The sequence below is a fragment of the Longitalea luteola genome, from assembly GCF_017356035.1.
Classification (GTDB): Bacteria; Bacteroidota; Bacteroidia; order Chitinophagales; family Chitinophagaceae; genus Niastella; species Niastella luteola.
Map to the genome: position 1 here is coordinate 71967 of NZ_JAFIQX010000001.1, position 14000 is coordinate 85966.

13 protein-coding genes and 1 pseudogene are annotated in these 14000 nt (G+C 45.6%); 12 read left to right on the top strand and 2 right to left on the bottom strand.

Annotated features, from left to right (window positions below):
• The first annotated feature begins 112 nt into the window (after window positions 1–112).
• The 6 genes from JUB15_RS00330 (at window position 113) to JUB15_RS00355 (ending at window position 5070) form a co-directional block, all read left to right on the top strand.
• Window positions 113–1123 carry a tetratricopeptide repeat protein gene (locus JUB15_RS00330; protein WP_207510248.1) on the top strand — a complete coding sequence of 337 codons (1011 nt, stop codon included), beginning with the start codon at window positions 113–115 and terminating at the stop codon, window positions 1121–1123.
• 134 nt (window positions 1124–1257) lie between these two features.
• Complete coding sequence (rpe, locus tag JUB15_RS00335; protein ID WP_207510249.1) at window positions 1258–1908, top strand: ribulose-phosphate 3-epimerase; 651 nt, start codon at window positions 1258–1260, stop codon at window positions 1906–1908.
• A 3-nt stretch (window positions 1909–1911) separates the two neighbouring features.
• On the top strand, window positions 1912–2655 hold the full coding sequence (locus tag JUB15_RS00340; protein WP_207510250.1) for a class I SAM-dependent methyltransferase: 744 nt from the start codon (window positions 1912–1914) through the stop codon (window positions 2653–2655).
• Between the two features lie 157 nt (window positions 2656–2812).
• On the top strand, window positions 2813–3895 hold the full coding sequence (locus tag JUB15_RS00345; protein ID WP_207510251.1) for a Gfo/Idh/MocA family protein: 1083 nt from the start codon (window positions 2813–2815) through the stop codon (window positions 3893–3895).
• A gap of 99 nt (window positions 3896–3994) precedes the next feature.
• On the top strand, window positions 3995–4588 hold the full coding sequence (locus tag JUB15_RS00350) for a hypothetical protein (RefSeq protein ID WP_207510252.1): 594 nt from the start codon (window positions 3995–3997) through the stop codon (window positions 4586–4588).
• A 104-nt stretch (window positions 4589–4692) separates the two neighbouring features.
• Window positions 4693–5070, top strand: a complete 378-nt coding sequence (locus JUB15_RS00355) for a hypothetical protein (protein WP_207510253.1) — start codon at window positions 4693–4695, stop codon at window positions 5068–5070.
• Between the two features lie 239 nt (window positions 5071–5309).
• On the opposite strand, the gene JUB15_RS00360 is transcribed toward JUB15_RS00355, so the two are convergent.
• Complete coding sequence (locus tag JUB15_RS00360) at window positions 5310–5666, bottom strand: YciI family protein (RefSeq protein ID WP_207510254.1); 357 nt, start codon at window positions 5664–5666, stop codon at window positions 5310–5312.
• A 1013-nt stretch (window positions 5667–6679) separates the two neighbouring features.
• On the opposite strand from JUB15_RS00360, the pseudogene JUB15_RS28870 reads away from it, so the two are divergent.
• From JUB15_RS28870 to JUB15_RS00380, 4 genes and pseudogenes are all read left to right on the top strand, one after another.
• Window positions 6680–7138, top strand: a pseudogene (locus JUB15_RS28870) (carboxypeptidase-like regulatory domain-containing protein); the annotation flags it as partial.
• A 2303-nt stretch (window positions 7139–9441) separates the two neighbouring features.
• On the top strand, window positions 9442–9708 hold the full coding sequence (locus JUB15_RS00370; protein ID WP_207510256.1) for a T9SS type A sorting domain-containing protein: 267 nt from the start codon (window positions 9442–9444) through the stop codon (window positions 9706–9708).
• 219 nt (window positions 9709–9927) lie between these two features.
• Window positions 9928–10344, top strand: a complete 417-nt coding sequence (locus JUB15_RS00375; RefSeq protein ID WP_207510257.1) for a hypothetical protein — start codon at window positions 9928–9930, stop codon at window positions 10342–10344.
• A 259-nt stretch (window positions 10345–10603) separates the two neighbouring features.
• On the top strand, window positions 10604–11320 hold the full coding sequence (locus JUB15_RS00380; protein WP_207510258.1) for a pyridoxine 5'-phosphate synthase: 717 nt from the start codon (window positions 10604–10606) through the stop codon (window positions 11318–11320).
• A gap of 67 nt (window positions 11321–11387) precedes the next feature.
• On the opposite strand, the gene JUB15_RS00385 is transcribed toward JUB15_RS00380, so the two are convergent.
• Window positions 11388–11666 carry a GNAT family N-acetyltransferase gene (locus JUB15_RS00385; protein WP_207510259.1) on the bottom strand — a complete coding sequence of 93 codons (279 nt, stop codon included), beginning with the start codon at window positions 11664–11666 and terminating at the stop codon, window positions 11388–11390.
• 235 nt (window positions 11667–11901) lie between these two features.
• On the opposite strand from JUB15_RS00385, the gene JUB15_RS00390 reads away from it, so the two are divergent.
• Complete coding sequence (locus JUB15_RS00390) at window positions 11902–12075, top strand: hypothetical protein (protein WP_207510260.1); 174 nt, start codon at window positions 11902–11904, stop codon at window positions 12073–12075.
• 481 nt (window positions 12076–12556) lie between these two features.
• A complete protein-coding gene (locus JUB15_RS00395) occupies window positions 12557–13981 on the top strand; it encodes an anthranilate synthase component I family protein (protein ID WP_207510261.1) in 1425 nt (474 codons plus the stop codon).
• Window positions 13982–14000: the final 19 nt, after the last annotated feature.

Below are 14000 nucleotides of genomic sequence, written 5' to 3' on the forward strand. Positions count from 1 at the left end.
GTCAGAATATTGTCATAAGTACTTTATAAAAATCGGTTAGTTTTGCCCCTGATCGGCATACATGTTGGTACGGGAGCTTTGCCGGCCTTTGAAATAAACATATATAACACAGATGAAAAAATGGTTTCCGTTAAACGGATTATTACTGGTGGGTTTACTATGTTGGTTATGCAGCTGTAGTTCCGGTAACAATAAGAGATCGGCAGATGAAGTATTGAATTCACCTCCATATGCAGGATTAACTGACAGTATAAAAAGATTTCCGCAAAACCAGGAGTTGTATTTACAACGAGCGCTCCTGCTGTCACAGCATGACCAGCATGAACTGGCTATGGCTGATTATAAAAAAGCATGGGAACTGAAACCGGATGAATATGTGGCATTGCAATATGTATCGAACCTGATGCTGGTGAACCGGCCTGAAGAAGCGATCAAATTGTTAAAGGAAGGTCTGGCCAAATGGCCTGGCAATCCGGATATGCACCGGCGGTTAAGTGAGATCTACACGCAAATTGGCGAAACGCAAAAAGCGATTGCACAATACGATGAGTGGGCACAACAGGATTCGCTCAATTTTGAAGTGTGGTATGAAAAGGGTGTATTGCTTACTCAGTTAAAAGATACGCCGGCAGCGATTCAGGCCTTTGAACATTCGTATAAAATAGCACCTATCAACTACAACGGGCTGGCTTTGGCAAGTTTGTATGCCGCTACCCTGAATCCCAAAGTAATTACTATCTGCGACGACCTCATACGGAAAGATACAACCGGCATCATTAACGATGTGCTGTACCTGAAAGGCAGCTTTTATTCAGATACCAAACAATACGATAAGGCCATGGCCATGTTCAATGAATGCATTACACGCGACTGGAAATTCGCCGATGCATATATTGAAAAAGGCATCGTGCTGCATGATCTGCAAAAGCATGACAGCGCGCTGAAAGTGTTTACCATGGCGGCTACAGTTGCCAATACCAATCCCGATGCCTGGTACTGGATGGCCCGTATTTATGAACTACAGGGGAAAAAAGACCTGGCGCTCGTGAATTACCAACGGGCGTTGGCCATTGACAAGAATTTTGAGGAAGCACGGGAGGGAATTAACAGGGTGAAGAAGTAGGTACAGGAGTTGACCAGTTAACAAGTTGACAGGGTTGATAAGTAAATAGGCTGAATTGGTTACATTTGCGAAACGTAAAAGACGGGCATGACTGCCTTTTCAACCAGTTAACTTATCAACTTATCAACTTTCAGATGTCAATAGTAGCACCTTCCTTTTTATCGGCTAATTTTTTGAACCTCGAAGCTGATTGTAAAATGATCAATGAGAGTGAGGCCGACTGGGTCCACCTCGATGTAATGGACGGCCGTTTTGTACCCAACATTACGTTTGGCCCTATGATCATTGAGTTCATCAGGAAAGCAACACCTAAAGTATGCGATGTGCACCTGATGATCGTGGAACCGGAAAAATATGTAGAAGATTTTAAAAAGGCAGGCGCCGACCATATAACCGTACATCTGGAAGCCTGCACGCATTTACACCGCAATATTGAGCAGATCAAATCGCTCGGCATCCAGGCCGGCGTGGCCTTGAATCCGCACACCCCGGTTGAATTATTGAAAGATATACTACATGATCTTGACCTGGTATTGATCATGAGTGTGAATCCGGGTTTTGGCGGACAAAAATTCATTCAGCAGACCCTGCAAAAAATAACTACGCTGCGCCGGATGATCGATGAAAAGGGACTCGCCACTAAAATTGAGATCGACGGCGGTGTAACGCTGCAAAATGCACCTGATATCATTAAGGCTGGCGCGCATGTGCTCGTAGCAGGTAATACCGTATTCAAATCGAAAGATCCAAAAGATACCATTGCGCAGTTGAAAAAAATTAACTGATGTATGGCCAAAGACCTCTTCAGCAACCAGGCTTCGCTATATGCACAATACCGCCCGGGTTATCCGCCCGAATTGTATGAATATATTGTGCAGCATGTAGATGAAAAGCACCTTGCCTGGGATTGTGCTACCGGCAACGGCCAGGCAGCTGTTGAACTGGCGCGTTATTTCGAGCAGGTAATGGCCACCGACATCAGCGAAAAACAAATACAACAGGCGCAGCAGAATGAAAAGATCATCTACTCCCTTTCTTCCGCCGAAAGAACACCATTTGCCGATAACAGTTTTGATTGCATTACAGTAGCCCAGGCATATCACTGGTTCAATTTTGAGGCTTTCGAAAAAGAAGTAAAAAGGGTAGCCAAACCCGGCGCTGTTATCGCCGTTTGGGGATACAGCCTGCTGATGAGTGCTGATGAAAAGCTCAATAGCCTCATCAAAACCTTTTACCGCGAAAAAGTAGGCGCTTACTGGGATAAGGAAAGGTCCTATATCGATGATCATTACACGACGGTGCCTTTTCCATACGAACCCTTACCTTCAACAACGTTCAACATACAGGTACAGTGGACGCGGCAGCAACTGATAGGTTATTTCAATACCTGGTCGAGCGTACAGCATTTTATAAAAGCCAATCAATATAACCCGGTGACTGAACTGGCGTCAATGATCGAAGAACTGTGGCCAGGCCAGGAACCAGGATACTTTTATTTCCCTTTGTTCCTGAAATTGGGAAGGGCGAAATAAGATTTTCTGATTTTTTGATTTATTGATTTTGAGATTTCGGGATTTAGCGATCAATTGTGAGGTGAGAGTTAAAGCAAATCTCAAAATCCTGCAATCTCGCAATCAGAAATTCCCGTTAGGTCAGTTTACTTTAATGAATTCAGGAAATTTGAACATTATGAGCAAGCTTAGATCTGCAATTATTGGGTGTGGCAAAATGGCGCAGGTACATGCCCAGGCATTGAAAAAAATTGAAGAAACAGAACTCGTGGCGGTACAAAGCCGCAGTGAGGAAAAAGCAGCTGTTACGGCTGACCGCTTCGGCGTTAAAGCCTATTCAAACATAGCTGAGATGATCCAACGCGAACAGGTGCACGTGGTGGTTATTTGCACCCCACATCCTTGTCATCGCGAGGGAGCGGTGATCGCGATGCAACAGGGCGCACATGTACTCACAGAAAAACCCCTGGCTGTTTCTCTGGCCGATTGTGATGCCATGATGGAAGCAGCCACCAAATACAACAGGCAATTGGGAATGGTAAGCCAGCGCCGGTTCTATCCTGCCTGCAGTCGTATAAAGCAGGCCATTGACGACGGCAAACTGGGCACACCTATGTTGGGCACCGTGGTGATGTATGGCTGGCGCGATGAAAAATATTACAACAGTGATCCGTGGCGGGGAAGCTGGGATAAAGAAGGAGGCGGTGTGCTGGTGAACCAGGCGCCCCATCAGCTCGACCTGCTGCAATGGTATATGGGCAGCGAAATGGAAGAGCTGTATGGTGTTTGGCAAAACATCAACCACCCGTATATAGAGGTGGAAGATACTGCGGTTGCAGTTGTCCGTTTTAAGAATGGCGCTGTTGCGAATATTGTAGTCAGCAATGCGCAGAAACCAGGTATTTATGGCAAAGTGCATATACATGGGTCTAACGGTGCGTCGGCCGGTGTACAAACCGATGGCGGGGCCATGTTCCTTCCGGGTAGATCTACCGTACTGGAACCGCCTTTGAACGACATTTGGACAATCCCTGGCGAAGAACAACAATTGCAGACATTTCATGATGCAGACAGGGCCGAATTCAATGCCGTGGACCCCGTAGAATATTATGTTCGCCAGCAGAACCGCGACTTCATTAGAGCAGTAGCCGAAAACAGGGAGCCGCTGGTCACTGCAAAAGAAGGAAGAAAGACAGTAGAACTGTTTACTGCATTATATCGTTCGTCCAAGGAAAGACAGGCTGTTCGCTGGCCCCTGTAGCAGAGGCGTTCCTGAGAAAAAATGTCTACATAAGAAGCTGTTTTATAGAAGCCATTGCCCGGTGGCATTTTTTGCATATATAAATGAAACAGATTGAATATGGCAACATCAACAGGAAAGTCGAAGGCAAAAACGCAAAAGGAAGCGGATAAGGACCTTTCCAAAACATACAATCAGTTCAAGGAGTTTGAAGGACAGGTTTACACCGGCATGAAAATAGGCCGTAGCCATAAATGGTATTACGACAAAGGCGAGTGGAAAGAAACCAAAGTGACACCTGACCTGTGGACCATCAGTTATGCCGTAACCAAACGCAGGGCTGGTAAAGCGCCGGAAGGATCAGGCGTTCCCGTAGGAACAGAATATCACTGGTATATACTGGCTCACCAGCACGTTAGGAAACTAAACGCAAATGATTATACAACTGCGCTCACAGGTCTTAAATACAAACTGGCACATCGGCGAGCCGAAAAAGACAAATGGAATGTGAGCGATAAAACCCAGCGCAAACGGTTAATAAAATTCCTGAAGGATATGATCGTGCAATTGGAAAAAGCGCCGGAAAACCTGAATGAAGCGCCAGATACCAAAGCCATTCCCGCACCGAAAAAAGCGCCTGCCAAACGCGTTCCGGCAAAAACAACCGGCAGGAAGGCAACAGTAAGAAAGAAGAAAGCGGCCACGGAGGTGTGAAAATAATTCCTCAGCTACTAATTCCATTAATATTCAACCAATAAGTTAAAAGCGGCCATGGCAGTGGTTTTGCATGAATAGTTTCGAACACAAATTTATTTGTTATGGTAATTAACGAAAGAGAATTCCCGGTGGTGATCCAGGCTTTTCAGCCATCAGCAAACGGAGAATTATTTGTGGCAGAACAAATGGTAAATAATCAGGCTGAAGTGGATTCATTTAGCAGCCGATACGCCGGATATGTTATAAAAGCAAGGGTGGTAACACAAAATGAATTGGTAACTGATCGCGATGGCTATCGCGATGACAATACAATACGTCGCGACAATACCGTTCGCCGTAATCATGATGCTACAAGGCGTACGGCTATGCATCGCCGGGGAATGCCGGCATGGGCCATTTTATTATTAATAGTTGTTGTACTGGTTGTTGTAGGATTCACCACTGGCTGGATCCAGAGAACCTTTGAATTAAACTTGTAATAAAGTTCGTTCCGTTTTCGTTGACCGGCGGATTATCATGACCGAGTTTGAAAAGTACCCTCCTAATCCACCGGTTTTTTTATAAACTTATTTCATCCGGGTAACAAGTTATAACAGAAAAACCAGGAAGCAACAAAACATAATGAATGTACATTATGCTTTGTTGCTTTTTTTTGTGCGTGTTATTTTTATTTTTTGTGTGGCACGGTGCCTATAAGACAGTAGATTGCCGGAAACCATTAAGGCAATTTATCTCCCGGCAAGCCCATACCGGTTACAATTTCATAATCGAATACGCCGGCCACGATGGCGGGGTCTTTATCCATCAAACGTTTAACTTCTTCTTTATCGGTTGTGTTGTACACGGCAACAGCAGCGAATTTGGTGTCATTGTCCATGATGGGCATGGTCAATACCATGTGATTATCGCGCCGTTGTTCAAAGATGTAAGGCAGGTGCTCGCTTTGAATGATCCGGGGAGTATCGCTAAGCCCGTAGTTCTCGCCTTTTGTTAGTATCACCAGGACATACGGTTTGATACTCGCCAGTTTGGTCATGATCTCTGGCGCTACAAATTGAAAAGCAGGATTGTTCATTGGTTAATTTGTTTAAGTGTTGGTAATGGTTTGAAAAGGGAACAGTACTACGGAATGAGCAGGGGGTAGGTCAATTATATTTTGCAATATAATATTTACAGCGTTTTGCCAGCCTGGCTTTTATATGTAAGGATAAAAAAAAATGGGCCGATTAGAAAATCAGCCCCTTACAAAACACGCCTTCCAAGTAAATATGTTGATGTAGTTTACAATCAAAGTAGGAATCCCCTTTCACCCGGCCACCCAAACCGTCGGGCGGGCAATCAGCTTCAAACGCCATGATCATTTCTCTTCGCTGCTTTCTCCGCATCCGTCTCACTTTTTTGCTGATTGCGTTGTTGATATAGTATTTTCCAACCGGGTGCCAAAAATTAAACGATTCGTTTTCAATTGTTTAAAGGCGTGCCAATATAGGCGGTTGTCCACGCCAGGGAATGATATTCCAGGAATTGGTTCGCCTCATAAAGTGGCTACATACATATACTTACAGCTTTACGTAAGTATTGATCTTTTTCAAGTGTGGACCAGCGTTAGAATGCTTAATGCTTAACGCTTAAGGCCTAACGCTTGATCCGGACAGGCGCTTCGCGCAAAAATGTTTAGGGCGGCTGAAGGCCCAAGGCTTAACGCTTGATCCGGACAGGCGCTTCGCGCCGTGAGGCTTTTGCATTTTTATATGTAGATTTCGGCCTTAAGCTTTCAGCTTCCGCCTTTGGCCTTAAGCCTTTAGCCTTAGGCCTTCTTTAGCCTTAGGCCTTCTTTAGCCTTGAGCCTTCAGCGTTCAGCGTTCAGCGTTAAGCGTTCAGCGTTCAGCGCTCGATAGCGTTTTGCAATGACATCAATTTCAATTAATTTCGACGGCAATTAAAACTAACCCGGTGAAATTTGTCCCTTTATTACTGTTATGCTTTGCAGTTTGTTTTTCCGGTAAAGTGATCGCGCAGAAAAAGTCGGCGTGGGTATCGGGCAGGGTGGTCGGAGAAAATGAGCAGCCTCTGGCAAATGTGTCGGTAGTGATATTGGGGCGCCTTAAAGGCAGTACGACTTCCGATTCGGGTACGTTCCGATTGCAGGTGCCGGCCGATAAAGCGTTTGCCATTGTGTTCAGTTATACGGGGTACAAAACCGAGCAACGCAATTTCCTGCTGAATGAGCAAGAAGAAGAACATGTGGTAGTGCGGCTCGAACAGGGGACCCGCGAACTGGAACCCGTGGTCATTACCGACCAGCGGCAGCGGCGTGAGGCCGGACTGGTGGTTATTAATCCCAAAAACGCGATCAATATTCCTTCTCCCACCGGTGGAATAGAAAGCCTGATAAAAGTATTTGTAGGTTCCAATAATGAATTAACCTCTCAATATTCAGTACGCGGTGGTAATTACGATGAGAACCTGATCTACGTTAATGATTTCGAGGTCTTCCGGCCATACCTCGTGCGCAGCGGTCAGCAGGAAGGATTGAGTTTTATAAATCCTGAACTCGCCCGTAATGTAAGTTTTTATAACGGCGGCTTCCAGGCCAAATATGGTGATAAAATGTCGTCGGTGCTCGACATTCAATATAAAAAGCCCCGGCAATTCGGCGGCTCTGCTTATGTGAGCTTGTTGGAACAGGGACTGCACCTGGAAGGCATCACCAAAAACAATAAATTCGGCTACCTCATAGGCGTTCGCAACCGCAGTAACCGCAACCTGCTCAAGAGCCAGGAAACACAAGGAAACTATGTGCCCTCTTCTTCCGACCTGCAGGCGCTGTTGACCTATCAGCTCAATGCGAAGAACAGCATCGAACTGCTGGGCAATATCTCCCAAACGAAATTCACGCTCATACCTGAATACAGTCAGCTCACATCTTCGGTATTCTCGCCGTATTTCAGCGCCAACCTGGGACTGGACATCTATTTCGATGGCCGCGAAGAAGACCGTTACCGCACCAATATGGTGGGGCTGGCATTAACCCAGCAACCTAAAAAGAACCTGCGGTTGAAATGGATGCTGAGCCGTTTTGAGAACGACGAACGCGAAGGCCTCGATATAACCGGAGCGTACATCTTTGGCGAACGCGAATTTGATAAAAGCAAAGCTGATTTCGGACTGATCAATAATCCGCTGGGCGCAGGGCTGTATCAAACCTATGCCCGTAACAAACTGAACATACAGGTATGGAACGCCTCACATAAAGGCATGCTCGATAAAGGCAGACATTATCTGCAATGGGGACAAAGCGCCGAGCGGCAAACCATCAGCGATAAACTGCACGAATGGGAATACCAGGATTCCGCCGGTTACAGTTTGCCCCATGATCCCAATGGTCTTATACTGAACAAAGTGTTGAATTCAAAAGCCGATATTACCATTACGCGGCTTACCGGTTACATTCAGGACAATATCATTTTGCATGATTCCATGGGCGTGGTATTGCAGGCCGGGATCAGGTATAACTACAATGACCTGAATAACGAATTACTGTTATCGCCCCGCATTGGTTTTTCCTGGAAGCCTGCGCACTGGAAACGCGATATCATCTTTCACGGCGCTGCCGGAATTTACAACCAACCGCCTTTTTACCGGGAATTACGCCGCTATGATGGCACCGTGAACAAAGACCTGAAAGCACAAAAAAGCTGGCAGGTAACAGCCGGGTTCAATTATAATTTCCGCTCTGGTAACCGGCCGTTCCGCATAACCACTGAAGCTTATTACAAAAACATGTGGGATGTGGTGCCGTACGATATTGACAACGTGCGGTTGCGTTATTTTGGCGAGAACCGGGCAAAAGCATATGCTGCCGGATTCGAGACCCGCCTTTTCGGCGAGTTGGTGAAAGATGCAGAAAGCTGGGTTAGCCTTGGGTTTATGCGTACCCGTGAGAACCTGAAAGGCGATACCTATTACGATTACAAGATCGATGGCGCCGGAACAGTGACGGATAGTTCGTTGCAGGAAGCAGGTTGGTTACGCCGGCCCTCAGACCGCTTGTTCACCTTTGGGATGTTCCTGCAGGATTACCTCAGCACTAACAAGAATCTGAAAGTGTATCTCAATTTCCTTTACGGAAGTAACATGCCGTACAATATTCCCAATAGTGTAAAATACCGCAATGCCCTGGTCATAGATCCTTATATCCGGATTGATATTGGTTTCAGCGCCCTGCTGCTCGATAGCGAAAAAAGCAACCGCCGCAGCCACAGTCCCTTCCGCAATTTTGAGAACATCTGGGCTACACTCGAGGTGTTCAACCTGATCGACCGGGACAATACCATCTCTTACATGCTGATCAAAGACTTTTCCAATACTGTCTTTGCGATGCCCAACCGGCTTACTCCACGTTTGCTGAACCTGAAGCTGGTGGCCAGGTTTTAAACCGTGGTCCCGTGGCCGTTTTCCGGGTATCTGCTTCGTACCTGAAGCGTACCAGGAGCGCAAATCTGTCGCCGTTGTCACGCCGGTAACACATAGGCGTGCCGTAGATATCCCGTACCTATAAAGGAACGGCTTATATACGAGACATATACGGAATATCTACGAAACATAGGCGAATCTGGTATGGCGCAGGTACGGAACAGAGCTGGTGCCCAACAGAAGCCATCTCGTTTTGTCATTATGGTCAACCATTCCCGTTTTACCACCTTTTTTCCGGAAATGAGAATAAGACGTTGCAACATAAACTTATAAGTTCCTGATTTTAAGTGATTTGTTTTTTGGCACTTTATAGGAATGCATATAGAACCTGAGAAGGATAATAACAATACCCTAAACCCTTAAACGTGAGCATTATGATGGCTGTAAATGTAATAACAACCCGACCCAACCCATTCATTTCATCCCTGACGCTGGAGATCACAGCCTCGGAGGATCAACCCGGTGTAGTGCGGATGGTAGATACCACCGGAAAGATCATCAGTCTTTTTTTATGGAAGCTGAAGAAAGGCGTTAACATCAGCAATATTAACAACCTGAATAAACTGGATACCGGAATGTACCTGCTGGATGTAATGGATGAAAAAGGCCACATTTTATGCAGCACCAAAGTGGTGAAGTAAATGTTTTTTTCCTTGGCGCCATGGAAACCTGTACATGTTCATTTACCGTAGCAAAGAGAAACCTGTAGTAGGGGCGCAAAACGCCGACATAGTTTCCCAAATTAATAAAATTTACTCCCAAAAAGAGACGAATAGAAAAGACCCTGTAGCTTATATTGCTGATTATGAGTGTATTGAAATGTGGCATTTGATTAGTAATCTTTAATTAAACCATTATTTGTGATACCATTAAGCCATAATCAAAGCACAGAAAAGCACAAGGCGGAGAAAAACGCTGTTTCGATGCGGCAAAAACTGAACAGGTTATTGCAGATCGATCAGGCCGGACCGAATGGAAATGAAACTTCGTCAGAAGTTCAAAAATCAGAAAATATGATCCCTAAAGTTGTAGTCCGCCCGAACCCTTTTTTCACTTCGATCACATTAGATGTTACTTGTGCCCAGGGCAAACATGTAATTGTGCGGATGTTCGATGAGGATGATAAGATCGTGAAGATGTTCAGCTGGTTCCTGGTAAAAGGAATAAACATAACCAACATAAGCGAAGTAGAGTTTTTGCCGTCAGGTGTTTATTCACTCGACATTGTAGACCTGGAAGGCGATGTTTTGTACAGCACACAAATTTCAAAAGGCTAGAGAAATATTTAACCCCTAACCCCCACGTAGAGGAGTTGTTGCGAAACAGCTCCTTTTTTGTTTATGCTAAACGCTTAATGCTTAACGCTGAACGCTTTATTTTTGATAAACGACAAGCCTTCGGCTAATAACGACTGCCGCAATAAAGGCCCGGTACCCTGAAAGCTGTAACCTTCAACAGTGCCCTACAAAGCCTCAAGCTATAATTAATCGCCCTCCTGCCTTCCGGGTAACTGGTAACTATGTCTTATTTTTGGGCATGACTAAGCTGAGTGTAAACATCAACAAATTTGCAACGTTACGCAATAGCCGCGGAGGTAATAACCCCGATGTAGTTAAGGCAGCCATCGATGCCCAGCGTTTTGGCGCCGATGGAGTAACAGTGCATCCGCGTCCCGACGAGCGGCATATCCGCTACGACGATGTACGGGCCATTAAAAAGATCATTACTACCGAATTCAATATTGAAGGCAATTGCAGTGAGCAGAAATTTGTAGACCTGGTGCTGGAAGCACAACCCCACCAGGTTACGCTTGTTCCGGATGCCCTGGGGCAGCTGACATCAGACCATGGCTGGGATACCATTACCCACCGCGATTATTTGCGGGAGATGATCCAGGTATTTCAAAAAGCAGGGATCCGTGTATCGATCTTTGTTGATCCGGTGGTAGAAATGGTTAATGGCGCTGCTGAAACCGGTACCGACCGCATTGAACTGTATACCGAAGGCTACGCCCGCGAATATGCGAACAGCCCCGAAAAAGCGATCGCCAGCTATGTACAGGCCGCCAAAAGAGCCAATGAGCTGAAGCTGGGTATCAATGCCGGCCACGATCTTGACCTGAATAACCTGGCTTATTTTGCAAAGCACATTCCTGGTTTACTGGAAGTATCAATAGGCCACGCATTGATTGCTGATGCGCTGTACCTGGGATATGAAAATACCATTCAGTTGTATAAAAGACAGTTGAAGTAAAGGCACAAAGCACAAGGAACGGGAACAATGAGTTTCGCTTGTGCCTTGTGTTTTGTCTCTTGTAGCCTTAGGCCAGTACGTCCTGCCAGTCTTTTGTCCTGTCCAGAACAGATTTTGCAAAAGGGCAGAGGGGTACGATCTTGATGTTATGGGTGCGGGCATATTCAACGGCGGTATGTACCATTTGTTTTCCAACGCCTTTTCCTTCCAGGGATTCATCGACCTCAGTATGTTCGATGATCATTTTGTTAGGGGCCATTGTGTACACCATTTCTGCCAGGATAGCGCCATCCTGCCCGACGTAAAACATACCCTTTCCTTCTAATTGTTTGTGTTGTATTACCATAATGAATAGGAATATGCAATAATTATAAAAATTATTCATTCGGCAAACGGTCCGGGGGTTAAGTTATTGCCATGATCGGTAACGTATGTTGATCAATTTCAACTAATTCCGGCTCACCTGCAATTGAAGGGTAAAAATCGTATTTTTATTTAAATTGTTGGTTATGGACAAGAAGAAATTGGAGGAAGAATTACACCAATATATTGATAATCTTGAGGATGAAATGGCATTGTAAATGCTGCATGAAGCGGCGGTGGCCTATGAAACGGCGGCAGACAAGGGCGCGATAGAGGAGCTAACGCCAGAACAACAAAAGCGGTTGAAGGAATCATTAGAGCAGCTGAACAATGGACAATGGAAGTCACATGAAGAGGTAAAGAAAGAGGCAAGATCATGGCTGCGCAAATAAGGTGGTCTGATAATGCGATCCAGGATTATAGAAACGTAGTGGAATATTGTTGGAGACCGGAATGAGGATATTGCCTTACGTTTTATAGAGTTATTGGAACATAAAATACAACAGATCGTTAAACACCCTTTTATGGGGTTACGATCCCAAAACGATCCTGAAATCTGAAGCATTTCCATTACGAAGCACAATCGCCTATATTATAGGAAAACTAAAGAATGGCTTGAAATAGTGAATATTTTCGATACCCGCCAACATCCCGCTAAAAATAAATACAGTTAAACAAAAAAAATTTGGTCAAATCATTTTTGCACAGCACTTTTGTAACTCAATGAAAAAGCAATTACAAAATAATCATTGGTGGTGGCATACAAACTCTAAAAGGGGCTTGTAAGCTACTGTTTGATGTTTATTAACACCATATTCAGCCCCGACGATACTGTCGGGGTTTTTTTTTGACCGTTCTTAATGAGGCTGATAAATGAAAAAGATAAATATCACTACCAATTGTAAAAAGCTGCTGGCCGATGTGTTCACACCGGTAGGCATTTACCTCCGGGTGCGCGATCGCTTTCGCGATACAGTACTGCTCGAAAGTACCGACCACCACGCCGCAGATAACAGTTACTCTTTCATTTGTATCAATGCCATCGCCGGTATTGAGATCACTTCTTCAAAAAGCATCGAATATAAATTACCTGGTCAGCCTCCTGAAAAAGCCTCCATTTCAAACAGCGCCGAAGTACCGGAAAAACTGTGGGAGTTCATGCAGCGCTTTGAAGCCCTTCCCGGCAGCCGGGAAGCCAAATTCGCCCAGGGCTTATACGGCTACACGACTTATGACGCGGTTCAATTTTTTGATACCATTCACCTGGGCGTTGAACGGAAATCGCCCAACGGCCAACCGGTGATCCCGCTCATGCGTTACAGGCTATACCAATATGTAATAGCCATCAATCATCATAAAGACGAATTATTTATTTGCGAGAACACCATGCCAGGCGTTGAAAGCGAACTGGCGGTGGTAGAATCGTTGATCCGCAGTAAAGATGTGCCGGTCTATCCGTTCAAAGCGAAAGGACCTGAGGCCTCCAACATGACCGACAACGATTACATCGACATGGTGAAGAAAGGTATTCAGAGCTGCTTACGCGGCGATGTATTCCAGATCGTGCTTAGCCGCTGTTTTGAGCAGGGCTTTACCGGCGATGAATTCGCCGTTTACCGGGCTTTGCGCAGCATCAATCCCTCGCCTTATCTTTTCTTTTTCGATTATGGCGATTACAAACTGATGGGATCTTCTCCCGAGGCACAGCTCATCATGCAGAACGGCAAAGCCATCGTGCATCCCATTGCAGGCACGTTTAAACGAACCGGCGATGACGAGACAGATCAACGCGAAGCAGAGCGCCTCTTGCAGGATGCCAAAGAAAATGCAGAACATGTGATGCTGGTTGATCTGGCCCGCAATGACCTGAGCCGCCTGTGCGATGATGTAAAAGTAGATCACTATCGCGAAGTGCAGTATTATTCGCATGTTATACATCTGGTAAGTGAAGTAAGCGGTAAAGTGCGTACCGGAAGCAATCCGTTTGCCTTGCTGGCCAAAACTTTTCCCGCAGGTACATTAAGCGGTGCGCCCAAGTTCAAGGCCATGGAACTCATTGATGCCTTTGAACCCACGGCCAGAAGTTACTATGGCGGCGCTATCGGGTTTATGGGATTTGACGGACAATGCAATCATGCCATTATGATACGCACGTTCATGAGCCGGCAAAACAAACTGATTTACCAGGCCGGCGCCGGTGTGGTGGCTGCCAGCAAACCCGAAAGTGAATTGCAGGAAGTAAATAACAAACTGGGCGCTTTGAAAAAAGCGATCGTATTTGCCCAGGAAATAATTTAATAGTACCCGGCTTGTCCGC

Bases quoted from the DNA above. Each gene is read 5' to 3' on its own strand.
- JUB15_RS00385 (WP_207510259.1), bottom strand. From the start codon at position 11,666: ATGGTAATACAACACAAACAATTAGAAGGAAAGGGTATGTTTTACGTC.
- JUB15_RS00330 (WP_207510248.1), top strand. From the start codon at position 113: ATGAAAAAATGGTTTCCGTTAAACGGATTATTACTGGTGGGTTTACTA.
- JUB15_RS00370 (WP_207510256.1), top strand. From the start codon at position 9,442: ATGATGGCTGTAAATGTAATAACAACCCGACCCAACCCATTCATTTCA.
- JUB15_RS00345 (WP_207510251.1), top strand. From the start codon at position 2,813: ATGAGCAAGCTTAGATCTGCAATTATTGGGTGTGGCAAAATGGCGCAG.
- JUB15_RS00355 (WP_207510253.1), top strand. From the start codon at position 4,693: ATGGTAATTAACGAAAGAGAATTCCCGGTGGTGATCCAGGCTTTTCAG.
- JUB15_RS00340 (WP_207510250.1), top strand. From the start codon at position 1,912: ATGGCCAAAGACCTCTTCAGCAACCAGGCTTCGCTATATGCACAATAC.
- JUB15_RS00350 (WP_207510252.1), top strand. From the start codon at position 3,995: ATGGCAACATCAACAGGAAAGTCGAAGGCAAAAACGCAAAAGGAAGCG.
- JUB15_RS00360 (WP_207510254.1), bottom strand. From the start codon at position 5,666: ATGAACAATCCTGCTTTTCAATTTGTAGCGCCAGAGATCATGACCAAA.
- JUB15_RS00390 (WP_207510260.1), top strand. From the start codon at position 11,902: ATGCTGCATGAAGCGGCGGTGGCCTATGAAACGGCGGCAGACAAGGGC.
- rpe (WP_207510249.1), top strand. From the start codon at position 1,258: ATGTCAATAGTAGCACCTTCCTTTTTATCGGCTAATTTTTTGAACCTC.
- JUB15_RS00380 (WP_207510258.1), top strand. From the start codon at position 10,604: ATGACTAAGCTGAGTGTAAACATCAACAAATTTGCAACGTTACGCAAT.
- JUB15_RS00395 (WP_207510261.1), top strand. From the start codon at position 12,557: ATGAAAAAGATAAATATCACTACCAATTGTAAAAAGCTGCTGGCCGAT.